Source organism: Calidifontibacter indicus (genome assembly GCF_003386865.1).
In the GTDB taxonomy this organism is placed as follows: Bacteria; Actinomycetota; Actinomycetes; order Actinomycetales; family Dermatophilaceae; genus Yimella; species Yimella indica.
Map to the genome: position 1 here is coordinate 2,515,176 of NZ_QTUA01000001.1, position 19,677 is coordinate 2,534,852.

Genomic DNA, 19,677 nt, shown 5'->3' on the forward strand with positions numbered 1-19,677 from the left:
GCCGGCTTCATGGCGCGCACGCCCTACCTCGACCACGGCGGTGTGGTCGCGATGGCCCACCGCGGCTTCTCCCGCGACGGCTTGGAGAACACACTCCAGGCGTTCGCGGCAGCCGTCGACCTCGGCTACACCTATGTCGAGACCGACGTGCACGTGACCTCCGACGGGGTGCTCGTGTCGTTCCACGACGACACCCTCGACCGGGTCAGTGACGCGACCGGGCTCATCCGCGAGCTCGCCTGGTCGCAGGTGAGCCAGGCCCGCATCGGCGACCAGCCGGTGCCACTGATGGACGACCTGTTCGGCAACTGGCCCGATCTGCGCCTCAACATCGACTGCAAGCACATCTCGGCCGCCCCGGCGTTGGCCGAGGCGATCGAGAAGCACGCCGCCCACGACCGGGTGCTCGTCGCGTCGTTCGACGACCACACCCGCGACGAGGTGCTGCGCCGGTTGTCGAAACCCGTTGCGACGTCGGCGGGTTCGGCCCGCACCCGGCAGGCGGTGCTGGCCTCGAAGGGGAAGCTGCGTCCCGTCGCCCGCCGGGCCCTGGCGCCGGTCGACGCGCTGCAGGTGCCACATCGGCAGGGACGCGTCACCGTCGTCACCCGGTCGTTCGTGCAGATGGCGCACGCGCTCGGCAAGCAGGTGCACGTCTGGACGATCAACGACGCCGACGAGATGCACGAACTGCTCGACCTCGGTGTCGACGGGCTGATCAGCGACCGTGCCGATGTTCTGAAAAACGTTCTGCAGGAACGAGGTACGTGGGCCTGAGCGAGCTGCGCGGCCCGACCGGAAGCACGAGCGTCGGGTCAGCCCCGGAACAGGATCGCCGACCGCACCACCGGTACGTCGTAGCCGTGGCTCGCGATCGGTGACGACGGCGCCTCTTCGGACGGCCCGGGCCGGTGAGCGCCAGGTAGGGCGCGGCGCCGTAGGCGGTCGGGCGGTAGCGCACGCTCGAGCGCCAGTCATCCAACGGATGCTCGCCGAACATCATCGTGGTGAACCGCAGCTCGCGTTCGTCGTGCAAGCCCTGATGTTTGATCAGCACAAGGGCTTGCTCGAGGTCCTCGAGGATGTCGTCGAACAGATCGAGCGTCTGCTGGTCGGGCTCCCCTGTGTCGCACGCAGGGCGGCCGGATCCTGCGGGATGCCGTCGAGTACGGCGGTGACCAGCGCTCGTTGGCCGTCCTGGTCAGAACGCACCGGCGTCCACTCGCGCTCCGGGCGACGGGCCGCGATGGTCGGCGCGTGCTTCCGGGGCTCGCAGCACGATCTCGGCCCACAGTCCCCGCCGGCATCGGCGCGGGCCTGCACTTCGTCGCTCATGGGCGTCACCCTAGCGACCGCGCCGGCACCGCTCAGCCGGCGAGTTCGACGACCTCGTCGATCCACCGCTGCGGGTGCTGCGCCCATTCACGCTTCTGCGCATCGGTGGCATGCGCCAACGCCCGCTGCCAGCCGAGGATGCGACCCACGCGGGCCAGCAACAGCGCGTCGGGCAACAGCGCCGACAGCGCCGTGCTCGAGCCGAGCTCGAACCAACAGGTGAGGTAGGCGCGCACCAGACGGGCGTCCCGCTCCGGGTCTTCGGGCAACCCGAATCCGGCGCTCGGGCTGCGCAGCGGGATGAGCAGCGAGCAGAGCGGGTGGCCGACGTAGGCGTCGCCCCAGTCGAAGATGCGGGCGTCGTGCGCGCCCGCGGTCGATCCGTCGCCGAAGACATTGCCGAGATGCAGGTCGTCGTGCTGGATCGTGGTCGGGAAGCCGGCCGCGAGCAGGCGATCGGCGGCGTCGGCCAGCGCGGTGGTGGCCCGCGGTCCGAAGCCCTGTGCATCCCACTCGCGCACCAGGTCGTACGGCTCCAACCTCGGAACACCGTTGTCGCACAACCGATCCGCGACCTTTACCGCCGCCTTCTGCAACCGGGCGTAGCGGCGCAGCACCGCAGAGGTCAGCGGGGTGACCGTCTCGGCGTCGGCGCCGTCGCGCAGCACCGGACCCTGGTCGGGTGACAGCAGCCACCCCCGTTCGGCGTCCGAGGCCCAGAGCGGCTGGAGCAGGTCGGGTGCGACGTCACCGATCGCCGAGTAGATCGGCACCTCGGGGGTCATCGACGGTGCGGCGGCCTTGAACCACACGCGTCCGTGGTCGGTGTCGACCACGAGTTGGGTCGACCACGGACGCACCCGCGGCTGCAGCGGCGACGTGGGCACCCGGGTGATGCCACGGCGCTCGAGACTCTCGTCGATCCACGCCGTGGCTTCACGCAGCCACTCCCGGCTGGTCCACACCTGCGTGGCGGGTCGATCGCCCCACTGGTCGGTGCTGCGGACGGACTCCTGGCTTTGTTCGGCGGAGGTCATCCGTCAGCGGGGCGCGAGCCGGCCGAGCAGGTCGGTGGTGATGACGTCGGGGGTCAGACCGATCGACTCCAGCACCTGACCGCGGGAGGCGTGGTCGAGGAACTGGCCCGGGATGCCGTAGGTGTGCACCGGCACCATCGCCCCGGCGGAACGCAGGGCGTGGCTCACCGCGACACCGACACCGTGGGTGACGAGGTTGTCCTCGATCACGACGACGTGGCCGGCGGCACGCGCCTTCGCCACCACGCCGTCCGACACCGGCAGCACCCAGCGCGGGTCGATCACGGTGACCGAATGTCCTTGGGCCTCAAGCTTTTCGGCAACCGCGATGCCGGCCGGACACATCGAGCCCACCGCGACGACGAGCACCTCCGGCTCGTGGTCTGCGTCGCCCGACTCGTACAGCACGTCGTAGCCGTCGTCGCTGCGCAGGGCGGCGATCGGCTCGGCGACGTCGCCCTTGGGGAACCGGATGACGGTCGGTGCGTCGTCGACGTCGACGGCCTCACGCAGCTGTGCCTTCACCTGCTCACCGTCGCGCGGTGCGGCCAGGCGCAGCCCGGGCACGATCGAGCAGATCGCCATGTCCCACATTCCGTTGTGCGACGGGCCGTCCGATCCGGTGACCCCGGCGCGGTCGAGCACGAAGGTGACGCCCTGCTTGTGCAGCGCGCAGTCCATCAGCACCTGGTCGAAGGCGCGGTTGAGGAAGGTGGCGTAGATCGCGACGACCGGGTGGAGACCCGCGTAGGACAGACCGGCGGCCATGGTGGCGGCGTGCTGCTCGGCGATGCCGACGTCGAAGACCCGCTCGGGGTACTTCTCGGCGAACTGGTCGAGACCGACCGGGATAAGCATCGCCGCGGTGATCGCGACGATGTCGTCACGCTCGGCGCCGAGACGCACCATCTCGTCGCTGAACTCGTCGGTCCAGATGCGACCCGACACCTCGAACGGCAACCCGGTCTCGGGGTTGAACTTGCCGATGCCGTGCCACTGGTCGCCCTCGTGCTCGGCGGCCGGGGCATAGCCGCGACCCTTCTGGGTGATGACGTGCACCAGCACCGGGCCGCCGTACGCCTTCGCCTTGGCGAGGGCATGCTCGACGGCTTGCTCGTCGTGCCCGTCGACCGGGCCGACGTACTTGATGCCGAGGTCCTCGAACATGCCTCGCTGCGGGGACAGGACGTCCTTGAGTCCCTTCTTCATGCCGTGCAACGACTGGTACATCGCGTTGCCGACCACCGGGGTGCGCTGCAGACGGTCCTTGCCCCAGTCGAGCACCTGCTCGTACTGACGGGTGGTGCGCAGCGTGGCGAGGTGCTCGGCGAACCCACCGATCGTCGGCGCGTACGACCGCTCGTTGTCGTTGATCACGATGACCAGCGGGAGGTCCTTGTCGACGGCGATGTTGTTCAGGGCCTCCCAGGCCATGCCGCCGGTGAGCGCTCCGTCGCCGATCACCGCGACGGTGTGCCGGTTCTCGCCCTTCACCCGACGACCCTTGGCGATGCCGTGCGCCCACGACAAGGACGTGCTCGCGTGGGAGTTCTCGACGACGTCGTGCTCGGACTCGACCCGGCTGGGGTAACCGGAGATGCCGCCCTGCTTCTTCAACTTGCTGAAGTCGTGGCGTCCGGTGAGGAGTTTGTGAACGTACGACTGGTGTCCGGTGTCGAACACGATCGCGTCGTTCGGTGAGTCGAACACCCGGTGCAACGCGATCGTCAGTTCGACGACGCCGAGGTTGGGCCCGAGGTGCCCGCCGGTCTTGGACACCGAATCGACGAGGAAATCACGGATCTCCTGAGCGAGGTCGTCGATGCTTTCGGGCGGGACGTTCTTGACGTCCGACGGGCCGTTGATACCGAAGAGCAGTCCCACGGGTGCGCACATTCCTTCCACAGGGGTCAATCGAGTTTAGGCGATCGTCGGCCGCCCAGAGCAATGCCGGGCGGCCGGGCGGTCGCTCGCGGTTTGCCGGTCCGGCGAATTCCTGGCCAGTCGCTGTCGAAACCACCATGATGTGAACCGGAAAGCACAGCCCCGACGGCGAATGGAGATCGACCGTGTTCGTGCCCTTCTCGGTGATGGACTTCCTGGACCGCGCGACGACGGTTTACGCCGATCGCATCGGACTCGTCGACGAGCCCGACCAGGTGGCCGACTCCTGGGACAGCCTCAGCTACGGCGAGGTCGGAGTGCGGGCCCGGGCCATGGCCGCCAAGCTCGACGCGCTCGGCATCGCCCCGGGCGAACGGGTCGGCATCGTGTCGCACAACAGCGCCCGATTGGCGACGGCGTTCTTCGGGGTGAGCGGTTTCGGACGCGTGCTCGTGCCGATCAACTTCCGCCTCTCTCCCCCGGAGGTCGCCTACATCGTCGAGCACTCAGGTTGCCGGGTGCTGTACGTCGACCCGGAGATCAGCGACTCGCTGCGCAGCGTCGAGTGCGAGCACAAGTTCGTGATCGGTGACGACGACGATCTGCTGCTGACCGGCGTCGAGCCCGCGCCGTGGGAGGCCGATGAAGCGGCGACCGCCACCATCAACTACACCTCCGGCACCACGGCGCGACCGAAGGGAGTGCAGATCACCCACCGCAACATCTGGGTCAACGCCACGACTTTCGCGATGCACGCCGGGCTCACCGATCGCGATGTCTACCTGCACACCCTGCCGATGTTCCACGCGAACGGGTGGGGCATGCCGTTCGCGGCGGCCGGCCTGGGCATACCGCAGATCGTGCTGCGGAAGGTCGACGGCGCCGAGATCCTGCGCCGGGTCGAGCGGCACGGTGGCACGTACATGTGCGCCGCACCCGCCGTGGTCAATTCCGTACTCGACGCCGCAGCGACGTGGGACGGACCGATCCCCGGACGAGACCGCGTCCGGCTGATCTGCGCCGGCGCTCCCCCGCCGACCAAGACCGTCGTGCGGATGGAGGAGGAACTGGGCTGGGAGTTCATCCAGATCTACGGCCTGACCGAGACCTCTCCCCTGCTGACCATCAACCGCAGCCGCGCCGAATGGGACGACCTGAGCCGCGACGAGCGCGCCGCGAAGCTGGTGCGCGCGGGTGCGCCGGCGCTCGGCGTCACGCTGAAGACTGACGAGTCGGGCGAGGTGCTGGCCCGGTCCAACGTCGTCCTGGAGGGCTACTGGGAGCAACCCGAGGAGACCGAGCGGGCCCTGGGCGACGGATGGTTCCACACCGGTGACGGCGGCAGCATCGGCGACGACGGCTATCTCACGATCGCCGACCGCAAGAAGGACGTCATCATCACCGGCGGCGAGAACGTCTCCTCGATCGAGGTCGAGGACGCCATCTTCTCCCACCCCGAGGTGGCCGAGGTCGCCGTGATCGGCGTGCCGAGCGACAAGTGGGGCGAGACCATCAAGGCGCTGGTGGTCCGGGTGCCCGACTCGCAGCTCACGGAGGCCGACCTCATCGCCTACTGCAAGTCGAAGGTCGCCGGCTACAAGTCGCCGACGTCGGTGGAGTTCCGGGACGAACTGGTGCGCACCGCCACCGGAAAGCTGCAGAAGTTCAAGCTCCGCGAGCCCTACTGGGAAGGCCGCGAGCGTCAGGTGAACTGAGGCCGCGCGGGGCGGACTGCGCCGTGGCCGGCACTGTGATCCAGGCCACGGCCGCTTCGGGACGTTGGTCCCGGGTTCGCCCCACCAACTGACTACTAGCGTCCGTAGTGGGTCGGATCCGACCCGTTCCCCTCAGTCGAAGGAGCCGGACGTTGCTTCAGCCGGACAATGCAGAGATCGTCAAGGCCACGGCACCGGTCGTGATCGAGCACATCACCGAGATCACGAAGGTGTTCTACCCGAAGATGTTCGCGAACAACCCGGAGTTGCTGAACGTCTTCAACCAGGCGAATCAGGCGATCGGCGAGCAGCCGGTCGCGCTCGCTTCGAGCATCGTGGCCTACGCGCATCACCTGCTCGGCGATGCCGACTTCGACTTCGATGCCGTCATCGATCGGATCGCCAACAAGCACGTCGCCCTCGCCATCGCACCGGCCGACTACACGGTCGTGGGTCGCAACCTGCTCGAGGCGATCGGCGACGTGCTCGGCGACGCCGTCACGCCCGAGGTGGCTTGCGCGTGGGGTGAGGTCTACTGGCTCTTCGCGGTCGATCTGATCAGCGCGGAGGCAAGGATCTACCAGCAGATCGAGCGGACCCCGGACACCATGCTGACCGACCACGAGATCGTCGCGATCGAGGATGCTGGCACGGACGCCCGCACCTTCCGGCTCGCACCTGTCGACGGGTCCGAGCCGCCCGCCCACATTCCCGGACACTACGTGTCGGTGGTCGTCCAGTTGCGCGACGACTACCGCCAGCCCCGTCAGTACACGATCAGCAGCGCGCCCGGCACGAGCACCATCGACATCACCGTCCGTCGGGTGACCGGCGCGGACGGCGCGCCGGACGGCGCGGTCTCGACCTACCTGTTCGACCGGTCGGTCGGCGACGTCGTGAAGGTGAGTGTTCCGGTCGGTGACATCCGGGTGTCCCACGGCGACCGGCCGCTGGTGATGTTCAGCGCCGGCATCGGCGTCACCCCAATGGCGGCGATCCTGTCGGCCGCCCGTGCCCAGAACTCCGACCGCCGGCTGCTGCACGTGCACGCCGACGCCGACGTCGCTCATCACCCGCTGCGCGAGCAGGTTGCGGCCGACATCGCCGCCCTGCCGAACGCGTCCGGCTCGGTGGTCTACGAACTGAACGAGGACGGCACCCAGGGCGGGCTGGTCGACGTCGCGGCTCTCGACCTGCCGCAGGACGCGCTGTACTACCTGTGCGGCTCGGTGCCGTTCATGCAGTATGTGCGCTCGGAGCTGATCGGCCGCGGGGTGGACGCCGGTGACATCTCCTACGAGATTTTCGGCCCCGACCTGTGGCTCGGCGGTTCGGCGTCGAGCCAGGCGTCCGAGGAGGAACTCGCCCGCGTCTGAACTCCCGTGCAGACAGACGAACAGCCCCGGTCGCGGTGACCGGGGCTGCCCGTCCGAATCAGGCAGCTGCTACTTCTGGAACGGCGCCTTGTACTCCTGGGCCTCCTTGGCGACGTACTTCTGCGCGTCCGCCGCGATGCCACCCGGCACCTTGGCCGGCGTGTAGAGGAACACCTCGCGCGTCGCCGGGCTACCCGGGTGGGTGAAGTCCTGGTTCGGAGTCAGCCCCTGGGTGTCGACGGTCGTCTTGCGGATCGCGTTGAGGATGCCCTGGCGAGTGAGGTCGCCGTCGGAGCAGGCCTGCTTGAGCACCGCACCCCAGACCATGGCCTGTGCGTAGCCCAACTGCGGACCGTAGGTCGGCACCGCGCCGGCGTTCTTCGCCGACCACGCGGTAGCGATCTCCTTCGCCTTGGGGTTCGCGGAGTTGAACGGCACGCTGACCCCGCTGGTGAAGAAGTTGCCGCTGGTAAGCAATGCCGCCGCGGGCGTCTCGAGCAACTGCGGCGTGTAGGTCGGACCGCTGCCGTAGACCGTCACGTTCAGGCCCTGTGCCCGGGCGGCACCCAGAGCGGACGCGAGCTGCGCCGGACCCGTGGTCACGACGATCGCCTTCACCCCGGCACCCTTCAGCTGGGTGACCGAGGGGGTCAGGTCGGTCGTCGTCGCACTGATGCCGGCCTCCACGACCGTCATGTTGTGCTTGCTCGCGTACGCCTTCGAACCCAACACGGCGTTCTCGCCGTACTCGGTCTTGAAGTAGATGTGGCCGATCTTGTCGCCCGGCTTGATCTTGCCCTTCGACTGCATGTACGACAGACCGTTGATGACCTCGACGTCGTACGTGGTGCCTACCATCAGGACGTTCGGCACGTCGAGGTTCTTCGACGACCACGACAGCGGCACCGCCGCGATCTTGTCGGTGACCAGCGGCTTCTTCAGCGCGGCCATCGCGGGCGAACCGATCAGCTGGACGAACCCGAGGTCCTTCGACTTCGCCTGGTTGTACAGCGTGACCGCCTTCTCCGCGCTGTACCCCGTGTCGGAGACGTTGATCTTGATCTGGCGGCCGCAGATGCCGCCGGACTTGTTGACCTCGTCGGCCCACATCTGGTTGCCCTGCGTCACCGCGGTGCCGAGCACCTTGAAGGTGCCGGTCTGGTCGGTCAGCGCGCCGAGGCTGATCTCCTTGTCGGTCACGCCGACGTCGGTCTTGACGCCACCGCCGCCACCGCCGCTGCTGGAGTTGTTGCTACCGGTACCGTCCTGCGCCTTGGTGCTGCACCCTGCGACGAGACTCACGGCTGCAAGTCCTGCGACCGCCGCTGCGGTCGCCCTCTTCGACGAGATCATGCGACTTTCCTTCTTCCTGGGGTGGTGAATCGTGGATGTGACAGATGCACCGACGGTGCGGGGGGCGGTCACCGGCGAACCAGCGACCGAAGGCGTGCACCGAGACCGGCGAAGCCGCGCGGTTCGAACAGCACGATCAGCACGATCAACGCGCCGAAGAGCAGGTTGGTGATGACGATCGGAGTGAACGCGGTGCCGGTCGCATCGACCGTCTGGCTCGACCCGGTGATCAGCGGCAGGGCCAGCGGCAGACCGAACACCAGGGCCGACCCGACGAGTGCGCCGCCGAGCGAGCCGAGGCCGCCGATCACACACATCGCCAGCAGCGCGATCGTGGTGTACGTGCTGTAGCTGCCGAACTCGACCGCCTCGTCCGGCTTCATCAGACCCGAGTACCACCAGACGACCATCACACCGGCCAGTCCGCCGTAGGCCGACGAGATCGCGAAGGCCTTCGCCTTCTGGCCCGGCACCGACACTCCCATCACGGTGGCGACCGCTTCGTTGTCCCGCACCGCACGCCAACCACGTCCGATGCGCCCCTTCATCGCGCCACGCCCGATGGCGTACGCGATGACCGTGATCAGTGCGAACAACCAGAACTGTCGTTCCGAGGCTCCGATCGGCACGTTCAGCACCATGAGCGACGGCTTCGTCTCGGCGAAGTCGAACCCGGGGATCCTGAACGCCGGCGCATAGCGACCACTGGAGGCACTGCCCGCGAACTGCGGCAGCTCGTGCGACAGGTAGTAGCCGAGGAACACCAGCGACAGCGAGGCCACACCGAGGTAGATGCCGCGCAACCGTCCGGAGATCGGCGCGAACGCCGCCCCGACGAGGCCGGTGATGATGATCGTGCCGATCAGCGCGACGAGCGGCGGCAGGCCGAAGCCGACGTACTCCGCGTCGCTCTCGGCCGCGAGGACGGTGTAGGTGACACCGCCCAGCAGCAGGAAGAACGACTGCCCCAGGGAGAACTGCCCCGCCTGGCCGATGAGCATCGTCAGCCCCATCGCCGCGACCCCGCCGGCCATCACCCAGCACAGCACGGACAGCCACTCGGTCGGCACGTAGACCGGCAGGAGGAACAGCACGACCAGCAGCACGGCCCATCCCAGCAGCGGCAGGATCCGGGCGGGCAGTGGCCGCCGCGCCGACGGTGCCGGCTGCGCCTGCGACGCGGGATCGTGCGGCGACTGCGGCGACTGCGGCGACGTTTCGATGTCGGTGTCAGACACGGACCTGGTCCACCCTTCCGAACAAACCTGAGGGACGAACCACGAGCACGACCAGCATCACCAGGTAGACGGCGACCACTCCGAACTCGTAGTTCACGTACTGGGCGCCGAGGGCGCTGGTCAGACCGACGATGAGGCCTCCGACGACCGAACCCTCGGTGGAGGTCAGTCCGCCGATGATCGCCGCCGGGAAGGCCGCGAAGGCGACCGTGTGCGACGACAGCAGACCCGAGCCACCGCCGATGTCATTGGTCGCCAGGAAGAACACCGCGATCCCGGCGAGCAGACCGCCCACCACCCAGGCGCTCGCGGTGACCCGGGAGCTGCGGATGCCCATGAGCGCGGCGGCCTCGCGGTTCTCCGACTGTGCGCGCATCTGCAGGCCCCACGAGGTCTTGCGGAACGCGACGAAGAAGGCGATGAAGAGCGCGAGCGCGGTGGCCAGTGCGACCAGGTAGGTGCGGGACACGGTCAGCGATCCGAGCGTGACCGACTTCGTGTCGTAGGGGTCGCCGAGGAACGGGGCCGCAGCGGTGCCGAGTCGGCGCACGACGTCGGCGAGGATGATCGTGTCGATGCCGATCGTCATGATCGCGAGGCTGTCGTGTGAAGCGTGCTTGGCCCGGGAGACGAGCAGTCGCTCGATCAGGAGCGCGAGCAGGGCTGCCGCGAGCACCCCGACGACGACAGCGCCGAACCAGCCGAGCGTGTCCTTCACCTGGAAGGCCAGGTAGCCGCCAAACAGTGCCAGCGACCCGTGGGCGAAGTTCACCACCTCGGTGGCCTTGTAGATGATCACGAAGCCGAGCGCCAGCAGTCCGAAGACAGCGCCCGTCCCGAGCCCGTTGATCAGCACTTGCAGGAAGGTGCTCATGCGCTCTCTTTTCCTGAGTCGGAACGGGATTCGTTCGCGGTTGCCGCATCGGCGTCTGCCGCCGTGCCGAGGTAGGCGCGAACCACCTCTGGGTCGCGCTGCACCACGGAAGGGATGTCGTCGGCGATCAGGCGGCCGAAGTCGAGAACCGTGACCCGGTCGGCGATGCCCATCACGAGCGACATGTCGTGCTCGACCAGCAGGATCGAGATGCCGAGGTCGTCGCGCAGGTCGTGGATCAGGGCGGCCATCAGCGCCGTCTCACTGCTGTTCATGCCGGCGGCCGGCTCGTCCAGCATCAGGACGGTCGGCTCGACGCAGAGGGCACGGGCCAGGTCGACGCGTTTCTGCTCGCCGTACGAGAGCGCACCCGCCGGGGTGTGCAACCGGTGCGCGAGGCCCATGTAGTCGCAGATCTCGGCGGCGCGCTCCTGGTGGCGGCGCTCCTGCTGCATCGTCCAGGGCGCCCGCAGCCCGTACGCCATGAACTCACCCTTGGTGAGGCTGTACCGGCCGAGCATCACGTTGTCGAGCACGCTCGAGGTGTCGATCAGCGCGAGGTTCTGGAACGCTCGCCCGATGCCCTGTCGTGCCACCTTGTGCGGGGGCATGCCGGTGAGCACGGTGTCGCCGAGGCGCACCTGCCCCGAAGCCGCCTTGTAGATGCCGGTGATCGCGTTGAAGCACGACGACTTCCCAGCACCGTTCGGACCGATGAGTGCGTGGATGGTGCGCGGCTCGACGGTGAACGACACGCCGTCGAGTGCGACGATGCCGCCGAACCGGACGGTGACGTCCTCGACCTGCAGCGGCTGGACGTTGCGTTCGTCGGAGCTCATGCCGTCCACACTCCCAACGACTTGCGACGGCGCTCGACGCGCTCCTGCGCCTCGCCCTGCTGCTGGTCGGCGTGCTCCTCGGACTCGGCGTGGCCGCCGAGGTAGAGCCGTTGGATGTCCTCGCTGCGCTTGAGCTCGTCGGCGTCGCCGCGCAGCTTGAGCTCGCCGACCTCGAGCACGACGGCGGTGTGGGCCACGGTGAGCGCCATCATCGCGTTCTGCTCGACGAGCAGGACGGTGGTGCCGCGCTGGTTGATCTCGCTGACGACCTTGCCGATGCGCTCGATGATCTGTGGCGCGAGTCCGAGCGACGGCTCGTCGAGCAGGAGCACCTTCGGCTCCCCCATCATCGCCCGGCCGATCGCCAGCATCTGCTGCTCGCCGCCGGAGAGCAGACCGGCAGGCTGCGAGAGCCGCTCGGCGAGCTTGGGGAACAGATCGAGCACGGCATCGCGGGCCGCCGCGCGGCGCGATGCCTCGGTGGCCAGACCGCCGGCGCGCAGGTTCTCATCGACGCTCATCCGTCCGAAGACCTGGCGGTTCTCGGGCACCTGGCCGAGGCGGCGACGGACGATCGACGCGGGGTCCATCCGGTCGATCCGGGTGCCGTCGAGGTGGATGGTGCCGGAGGTGATCTCGCCGCGGTGCAGCGACAGCGTGCCGGAGATCGCGCGCAGCAGCGTCGACTTCCCGGCGCCGTTGCTGCCGAGAACTGCGACGACCGTCTGCTCGGGAACCTCGAAGGAGACACCATGGAGGGCCTTGACCGAACGTCCGTACCGCACGGACAAGTCGGAGATGGAGAGCAACGTGATGACCATTCTGTGGAGGGGAGGAGGGCCGGATGTGACATGGGTCATATCCAGGCCGCGCCCCACTTAACTTGGTCGCCACCCCCACAAGAAACGAACCCGCGCCCACCGTTACCGCATCGTTACCCCCACGATTTGCGTTGTTTGCCTATATATGATGCGCCCGGTGCACGCCCGGGCAGGAACGACGAAAGGCGCCCCCGGTCCGTGCGGACCCGGGGGCGCCTTTCGTGCAACGTGCTACTTGACCAACGAACGCAGCACGTACTGCAGGATGCCGTCGTTGCGGAAGTAGTCGGCTTCACCAGGGGTGTCGATGCGCACGACCGCGTCGAACTCCACCGTGGTGCCGTCCTCCTTGGTGGCGGTCACCTTGACCGTCTTCGGCGTCGAGCCCTCGTTGAGGGCGGTGATGCCGGAGATGTCGAAGGTCTCCGTGCCGTCGAGGCCGAGAGAGTCGGCCGATTCACCCTTGGGGAACTGCAGCGGCAGCACGCCCATGCCGATGAGGTTGGAGCGGTGGATGCGCTCGAACGACTCGGTGATGACGGCCTTCACGCCGAGCAGGCGGGTGCCCTTGGCGGCCCAGTCGCGCGACGAACCCGAGCCGTACTCCTTGCCACCGAGGATGACCAGCGGGGTGCCGGCCTTGGCGTAGTTCTCGGCAGCGTCGAAGATCGCGGCCTGCTCGCCACCGGCGGTGAAGTCGCGGGTGAAGCCACCCTCGACGCCGTCCAGCAGCTGGTTCTTCAGGCGGATGTTGGCGAAGGTGCCGCGCACCATGATCTCGTGGTTGCCGCGGCGCGAGCCGTAGGAGTTGAAGTCCTTGCGCTCGACCCCGTGCTCCTGCAGGTAGCGACCCGCCGGGCTGTCGGCCTTGATCGCTCCGGCCGGGCTGATGTGGTCGGTGGTGACCGAGTCACCCAGCTTGGCGAGCACGCGGGCCCCGCTGATGTCGGAGACCGGGGTGGTCTCCAGCTTCATGCCCTCGAAGTACGGGGGCTTGCGTACGTAGGTCGACTCGCTGTCCCACTCGAAGGTGTCGCCCTCCGGCGTCGGCAGCGACTGCCAGCGCTCGTCACCGGCGAACACGTCGGCGTAGTCCTTGACGAAGAGGTCCTTGTTGATCGCGTCGGCGATGGTCGACTCGACCTCCGCCGGGTCGGGCCAGATGTCCTTCAGGAAGACGTCGTTGCCCTCGGTGTCCTTGCCGAGCGCGTCGGTGTCGAAGTCGAAGTCCATCGTGCCGGCGAGGGCGTAGGCGATGACCAGCGGCGGCGAGGCCAGGTAGTTCATCTTCACGTCGGGGTTGATGCGACCCTCGAAGTTGCGGTTGCCCGACAGCACCGAGACGACCGACAGGTCGTTGTCGTTGATGGTGGCCGAGACGGCCTCGTCGAGCGGACCCGAGTTACCGATGCAGGTGGTGCAGCCGTAACCGACCAGGTGGAAGCCGAGCTTCTCCAGGTAGGGCCACATGCCGGCGTTCTCGTAGTAACCGGTGACGACCTGCGAACCCGGCGCCATCGAGGTCTTGACCCACGGCGGCACCGACAGGCCCTTCTCGACGGCCTTCTTGGCCAGCAGGGCGGCGCCCATCATCACCGACGGGTTCGAGGTGTTGGTGCACGAGGTGATCGACGCGATGACGACCGCGCCGTCCTTCAGCTCGTAGCCGCCGCCGGAGTTGACCGTGGCCGAGCGCAGGTCACCGTCGACGCCGTAGTTCTTGACGTCGAGCTTGAACTGCTCCTTCGCCTCGGACACCACGATGCGGTCCTGCGGACGCTTCGGGCCGGCGATCGAGGGAACGACGGTCGACAGGTCGAGCTCGAGGTACTCCGAGAAGCGCGGCTCGTGCGACGGGTCGTGCCAGAGGCCCTGCTCCTTGGTGTAGGCCTCGACCAGGGCGACCTGCTCGTCGCTGCGGCCGGTGAGGCGCAGGTAGTCGAGGGTCACGTCGTCGATCGGGAAGATCGCGCAGGTCGAGCCGAACTCCGGGCTCATGTTGCCGATGGTGGCGCGGTTGGCCAGCGGCACCGAGGCGACACCCTCGCCGTAGAACTCGACGAACTTCCCGACCACACCGTGCTGACGCAGCATCTGGGTGATCGTGAGCACGACGTCGGTGGCGGTGGCGCCGGCCGGGATGGAGCCGGTCAGCTTGAAGCCCACCACGCGCGGGATGAGCATCGACACCGGCTGGCCGAGCATCGCGGCCTCGGCCTCGATGCCGCCGACGCCCCAGCCCAGCACACCCAGGCCGTTGACCATCGTGGTGTGGCTGTCGGTGCCGACACAGGAGTCGGGGTAGGCGACGCCGTCGCGCACCATGACGGTGCGGGCGAGGTGCTCGATGTTGACCTGGTGCACGATGCCGGTGCCCGGGGGGACGACCTTGAAGTCGTCGAACGCGGTCTGGCCCCAGCGCAGGAACTGGTAGCGCTCGCGGTTGCGGCCGTACTCGATCTCGACGTTCCTCTCGAACGCGTCGGGGCGGCCGGCGACGTCGATGATCACCGAGTGGTCGATGACCATCTCGGCCGGGGCGAGCGGGTTGATCTTCTTCGCGTCGCCACCGAGTTCGGCGACGGCCTCACGCATGGTGGCGAGGTCGACGACGCAGGGCACACCGGTGAAGTCCTGCATGATGACGCGGGCCGGGGTGAACTGGATCTCGGTGTCCGGCTCGGCGTTCTCGTCCCACTGACCGAGCGCGTTGATGTGGTCCTTGGTGATGTTCGCGCCGTCTTCGGTGCGCAGCAGGTTCTCCAGCAGCACCTTGAGGCTGAACGGGAGGTTCTGGCTACCTTCGACCGTGTTCAGTCGGTAGATCTCGTAGGACTGGTCCCCCGCCTCGAGGGTGCCCTTTGCCCCAAAACTGTTGGTGCTCACGCCAACTCCTTCATCGTGTTCGGTCTGGCTGTCGCGGGCAACAGCACGATTATCTTGACGTCAAGATAATCCAATCACAGCGCACCGCCGCGGATTCACCAAGGTTCACCTAACCTGCGGGCTTCCTCGGGGCCGCACCACGACGTGCTGCACACGGGCACGATTCAACACCGTTCTGCGCGTCGGCGCAGCCCCGCAGACGACCTCAGTGCACGACGTCGGCGGGTTCGAGGATCGCGATCGTCTCGACATGGTGCGTCATCGGAAAGGCGTCGAAGCCGCGCACCGAGCGCACGGTGTAGCCGAACTCGGCGGCATAGCCGAGGTCGCGCCCCAGCGCCGCCGGGTCGCACGCCACATAGGCGACGGCGCGCGGACCGCGCTGCAGGATCTGCTCGACGACCTCGCGCCCGGCGCCGGTGCGCGGCGGATCGAGCACGACCAGGTCGGTCGGTGCGTCCAGGTAACGCAGCTGCTCGGCGACGTCACCGGCGATGAAGGTCGCTCCCGGGACGTTGTCGCGGGCGTGGTCGACCGCCGCCTCGTCGCCTTCGATGCCGATCACGTGCTCGGCGCCGACGGCATCGGCGAGGAACCCGGCGAACAGGCCGACCCCGCAGTAGAGGTCGAGCACGTGCTCGCCCTGCTGCGCAGCCAACTGCGCCAGCACGTGGGTGACGAAGGTCGGTGCGGCGCCGGGGTGCACCTGCCAGAACCCGCGGGCGTCGACCCGGAAGGAGTGCGTCTCCCCCGCCGCCGTGACGTCCTCGACGACGACCGGTTCGACCTCGTCGTCGCGCAGCGGGAGTTCGACGGCGACGACCTCGCCGCGGGTGGTCGCGGTGACGTCGACGCTGGTCACGCCCGGTTCGAACCGTTCGCCGTACAGGCCGACGTCCGCGATCCGCGGGTCGGCGATGCGGCACGGGTCGACCGCGACGACATCGTGCGAGCGGTGGGCCAGCAGCCCGAGACGGCGGTCACGGGTCAGCGAGAACTCCACCCGGGTGCGCCAGCCGGCACCGTCGTCGTCGCCGGGGAGCCGCTCGACCTGGCCGGTCCACTCGTATCCGGCGAGCCGGCGCAACTGCTCGCGCACCACGTCGGTCTTGAGGTCGCGCTGGTGGGCCGCGGTGGTGTGCTGCCAGTCGCAGCCGCCGCACCGGCCGGGCCCGGCGAACGGGCACCCGTCGTCGACCCGGTGAGCCGACGGGGTGACCACGCGCACGGCATCGGCGCGCAGGAAGCGTGACTTCTCCCCGCCGTCCGTCACACGGGCGACGACGGTCTCGCCGGGCAGTGCGTGGCGCACGAACAGCACGCGTCCGTCGTGGCGTGCCACGCAGTGCCCGCCGTGGGCGACCGGGCCGACCTCGACCTCGTACTCCTGACCGGCCAGCGAGCGTCCCTGGTTGGAGCGGGCGCGCGGCCGGCGGCGCTCGCTGCGTCCGCGGCTCATCGACGGCCTCCGAAGGTCGGCGCGGACGTCAGCGCGAGGGTCGGCGTGGACGGTCGTCGGCCGGGGCAGCCAGGGAGCGGGTGGTTGTGAAGATCGTCGCAATGCACCTAGCGAGCATAGGCGGCCGGTCGAGTGGTCGCCCCCGCTCCGGTAGCGTCTGAGGCGTGCATTACGTGATCATGGGCTGCGGCCGCGTCGGATCGACGCTGGCCCTTGCGCTGGAGGGCCAAGGGCACTCGGTGGCCGTCATCGACCAGGACGAAGCGGCCTTCCGTCGCCTCGGAGCGACCTTCGAGGGGCGCCGGGTCACCGGCGTGGGTTTCGACCGCGACACGCTGCGCGCGGCCGAGATCGAGAAGGCGTACGCCTTCGCCGCGGTGTCGAGTGGTGACAACTCCAACATCCTGTCGGCCCGCGTCGCCCGCGAGACCTTCGACGTCGAGCACGTCGTGGCCCGCATCTACGACCCGGGTCGCGCCGAGATCTACCAGCGGTTGGGCATTCCCACCGTCGCGACCGTGAAGTGGACCGCCGACCAGGTGTTGCGCCGCCTCGTGCCGATCGGTGCGGTGCCGATGCACACCGACAGCAGCGGCGCGATCACCCTCGCCGAGATCCCGGTCGACACCAGTTGGGTCGGCACGCCGCTGATCAAGCTCGAGGCCGCCACCGGCGCCCGGGTCGCCTACCTCACCCGTCTCGGGGAGGGTGTCCTTCCCGCCAAGGGCACCGTGCTGCAGGACGGCGACCTGCTCCAGATGCTCGTCCAGACCGATCGACTCGCCGCGCTCGAGCAACTGCTCGCGGGCAGCCGTCCGGCTGATTTCTAAGTCGTAGAAGGAGTTTCGATGCGCGTCGTCATCGTTGGTGCCGGGTCGGTCGGCCGATCGATCGGTCGGGAACTGATCCACAACAAGCACCAGGTGCTCTTCATCGACAAGTACGTCGACGAGGCCAAGAGCCAGTCGGTGCCGGATGCCAACTGGCTACTCGCCGACGCCTGCGAGACCAGCACGCTGCGCGAAGCCGGCCTCGAGGACTGCGACGTCGTGGTCTGCGCGACCGGTGACGACAAGGTCAACCTGGTCGTGTCGTTGCTGGCCAAGACGGAGTTCGGCGTGGGCCGCACCGTCGCCCGTATCAGCAACCCCAAGAACGAGTGGATGTTCGACGAGAGCTGGGGCGTCGACGTCGCGGTGTCGACGCCGCGCCTGATGACCGCTCTGGTCGAGGAGGCCGTCTCCGTCGGCGACCTGGTGCGGTTGTTCCAGTTCCAGCAGGGGCGAGCCGCGATGGTCGAGATCACGGTGCCGGTCGACAGCCCGGTGGTCGGCACCGCCATCGGCGACCTCGAGCTTCCCGCCGACACGGTGCTCGTCGGGATCATCCGCGACGACCTGCCGATCGCCCCGAAGCCGGACAGCGTGGTGGAGGGCTTCGACGAGTTGCTGTTCCTCACCACGCCGAGCTCCGAGCCGCTGCTCGGCTCCACCCTCACCGGGCGCGATCTGTCCGAGGTGCGCACCGTCCGCCACGACGGGCTCTGATCGACCGGGCGGCGACTACTTCTTCTGCGGGTTGCAGGGAAGGATCTCGTAGCGCGGGTTGAACATCACCGGCAGGCCGCGCTTGTAGGCCACCCGCCCCGACACGGTGAGCATCACGCCCGGCTCGATGCCGGCGATCTGACGTCGACCGAGCCAGCTGAGCGTGAGCACCCGGCTGCCGTCGTCGAGCGCGACGAGCAACGATCGTGCGTTGTCGCCCACGTGATGGACCGCGACGTCGGTGACCGTGCCGGTGCACTGCACCAGTTGGCGGTCGCAGATGTCGGCGATCGGCGTGCTGCCGGCGCGCAGCGCGTTCTGCTGCACGTGGTCCCGGTCGTACTCGGCATTCGCACCTGCGATGCGGCGCGCCCACCGACGCAACTTGGTGTCCATCAACGCACCTCGGTGATCTCCGGGCCGCGTTCGAACGGGTTCGGCACACCCTCGGCCGCAGCGGCCTCGGCGGCGGCCTGCTCGGCTCCTTCGGGCAGGTGCAAGGGCAACATCTCACGCGGTGCGCGGGGTTCCTGGCCACGGGTGACGACGGTGGCCCGCATGAACTCCAGCAGCTGGGCGAACGCGTCGTCCTCCATCGCGGCGCGGCCCGAGAAGACTGCACGCAGGAACCAACGCGGGCCGTCGACACCGACGAAGGTCGCGGGCGACCAGGAGGTGCGGCCGTCCGGACCGGCGGCCGGCATGCGGACGTGCAGCTCGTGGCCGAGTTCGCCCACCTTGTCCTCGGCGGTGCCACCGGACGCGAGCAGGTTGTCGTGGATCTCGCCGCGGATGCCGTCCCAGACGCCGGAGGTCTTCGGCGCGGCGAAAACCTGCATCTGGCAGGCGGATTCGCCGATGACCGCGGTGATACCGGTGATCTCCTGGCCCGACTCGTCGACGTCGAGACGCAGTTCCATCTCACCGTTGGGACGGATGGCGAGCGAGCCGAAGTCGAGGTAGCCGTCGAGGTCGTCGACCTCGGAGCGGTCGAACGGCCCGTTGCTGCGGTCGACCGCACGCGAGTCGAGGCGCGGCGCCCGCTCGGTGTCCTCGGCGGCCCCGTCGTCGGTGTCGGTGTCCTCGGTGTCCTCGGTGTCCTCGGTGTCCTCGGTGTCCTCGCTGGCATCAGCGGGGTCACCGTCGCTGGAGTCGTCGGACGTCAGGTCGTCGGCCGGAGCGTCCTCGGCCTCCGACTCGACCACGGGGTCGGTCGAGGAGTCGGTCGTGGTCTCGTCCGTGGTCTCGTCCGTGGTCTCGGCCGTGGACTCGGCGGTATCGGCGGTCTTGTCCTTGCGGCGGAAGATGGCCAC

Annotated in this window: 16 protein-coding genes; 5 read left to right on the top strand and 11 right to left on the bottom strand. The window is 68.4% G+C overall.

Annotated features, from left to right (window positions below; all coding sequences use genetic code 11):
• Positions 1-9 precede the first annotated feature (9 nt).
• Positions 10-777, top strand: a complete 768-nt coding sequence (locus tag DFJ65_RS12010) for a glycerophosphodiester phosphodiesterase family protein (protein ID WP_115923215.1) — start codon at positions 10-12, stop codon at positions 775-777.
• A gap of 590 nt (positions 778-1,367) precedes the next feature.
• Here the strand turns inward: DFJ65_RS12010 and DFJ65_RS12015 are convergent.
• Both DFJ65_RS12015 and dxs read right to left on the bottom strand, forming a co-directional pair.
• Positions 1,368-2,372, bottom strand: a complete 1,005-nt coding sequence (locus DFJ65_RS12015; protein ID WP_115923216.1) for a phosphotransferase — start codon at positions 2,370-2,372, stop codon at positions 1,368-1,370.
• A 3-nt stretch (positions 2,373-2,375) separates the two neighbouring features.
• Positions 2,376-4,256 carry a 1-deoxy-D-xylulose-5-phosphate synthase gene (dxs, locus tag DFJ65_RS12020; RefSeq protein WP_425452989.1) on the bottom strand — a complete coding sequence of 627 codons (1,881 nt, stop codon included), beginning with the start codon at positions 4,254-4,256 and terminating at the stop codon, positions 2,376-2,378.
• Between the two features lie 185 nt (positions 4,257-4,441).
• On the opposite strand from dxs, the gene DFJ65_RS12025 reads away from it, so the two are divergent.
• Complete coding sequence (locus tag DFJ65_RS12025) at positions 4,442-5,971, top strand: AMP-binding protein (RefSeq protein ID WP_115923218.1); 1,530 nt, start codon at positions 4,442-4,444, stop codon at positions 5,969-5,971.
• A gap of 152 nt (positions 5,972-6,123) precedes the next feature.
• Entirely contained in the window at positions 6,124-7,347 is a 1,224-nt protein-coding gene (locus tag DFJ65_RS12030) for a globin domain-containing protein (RefSeq protein ID WP_170144082.1), read from the top strand.
• 69 nt (positions 7,348-7,416) lie between these two features.
• On the opposite strand, the gene DFJ65_RS12035 is transcribed toward DFJ65_RS12030, so the two are convergent.
• The 7 genes from DFJ65_RS12035 to DFJ65_RS12065 form a co-directional block, all read right to left on the bottom strand.
• Positions 7,417-8,649 carry an ABC transporter substrate-binding protein gene (locus DFJ65_RS12035; RefSeq protein ID WP_211308431.1) on the bottom strand — a complete coding sequence of 411 codons (1,233 nt, stop codon included), beginning with the start codon at positions 8,647-8,649 and terminating at the stop codon, positions 7,417-7,419.
• A gap of 119 nt (positions 8,650-8,768) precedes the next feature.
• The gene (locus tag DFJ65_RS12040; RefSeq protein ID WP_211308432.1) at positions 8,769-9,938 is read right to left on the bottom strand and encodes a branched-chain amino acid ABC transporter permease; all 1,170 of its coding nucleotides are present in this window, start codon (positions 9,936-9,938) and stop codon (positions 8,769-8,771) included.
• On the bottom strand, positions 9,931-10,812 hold the full coding sequence (locus tag DFJ65_RS12045; protein WP_115923221.1) for a branched-chain amino acid ABC transporter permease: 882 nt from the start codon (positions 10,810-10,812) through the stop codon (positions 9,931-9,933). The genes DFJ65_RS12040 and DFJ65_RS12045 overlap by 8 nt, the downstream gene beginning before the upstream one ends.
• The gene (locus DFJ65_RS12050; RefSeq protein ID WP_115924280.1) at positions 10,809-11,651 is read right to left on the bottom strand and encodes an ABC transporter ATP-binding protein; all 843 of its coding nucleotides are present in this window, start codon (positions 11,649-11,651) and stop codon (positions 10,809-10,811) included. Before DFJ65_RS12050 ends, DFJ65_RS12045 begins: the two co-directional genes overlap by 4 nt.
• A complete protein-coding gene (locus tag DFJ65_RS12055) occupies positions 11,648-12,472 on the bottom strand; it encodes an ABC transporter ATP-binding protein (RefSeq protein WP_245950207.1) in 825 nt (274 codons plus the stop codon). Before DFJ65_RS12055 ends, DFJ65_RS12050 begins: the two co-directional genes overlap by 4 nt.
• Positions 12,473-12,703: 231 nt before the next feature.
• Positions 12,704-15,358: an aconitate hydratase AcnA gene (acnA, locus tag DFJ65_RS12060; RefSeq protein WP_115923222.1), complete on the bottom strand. Its 2,655-nt coding sequence runs from the start codon at positions 15,356-15,358 to the stop codon at positions 12,704-12,706.
• 205 nt (positions 15,359-15,563) lie between these two features.
• Positions 15,564-16,817, bottom strand: a complete 1,254-nt coding sequence (locus DFJ65_RS12065; RefSeq protein ID WP_115923223.1) for a class I SAM-dependent RNA methyltransferase — start codon at positions 16,815-16,817, stop codon at positions 15,564-15,566.
• Positions 16,818-16,981: 164 nt separating this feature from the next.
• On the opposite strand from DFJ65_RS12065, the gene DFJ65_RS12070 reads away from it, so the two are divergent.
• Positions 16,982-17,647 (top strand): potassium channel family protein, encoded by a 666-nt coding sequence (locus DFJ65_RS12070; protein WP_115923224.1) that lies wholly within the window; start codon positions 16,982-16,984, stop codon positions 17,645-17,647.
• An 18-nt stretch (positions 17,648-17,665) separates the two neighbouring features.
• Entirely contained in the window at positions 17,666-18,364 is a 699-nt protein-coding gene (locus tag DFJ65_RS12075) for a potassium channel family protein (RefSeq protein WP_115923225.1), read from the top strand.
• Positions 18,365-18,379: 15 nt separating this feature from the next.
• On the opposite strand, the gene DFJ65_RS12080 is transcribed toward DFJ65_RS12075, so the two are convergent.
• Complete coding sequence (locus tag DFJ65_RS12080) at positions 18,380-18,760, bottom strand: OB-fold nucleic acid binding domain-containing protein (protein WP_115923226.1); 381 nt, start codon at positions 18,758-18,760, stop codon at positions 18,380-18,382.
• Positions 18,760-19,677: a DUF3710 domain-containing protein gene (locus DFJ65_RS12085; RefSeq protein ID WP_170144083.1), complete on the bottom strand. Its 918-nt coding sequence runs from the start codon at positions 19,675-19,677 to the stop codon at positions 18,760-18,762. The genes DFJ65_RS12080 and DFJ65_RS12085 overlap by 1 nt, the downstream gene beginning before the upstream one ends.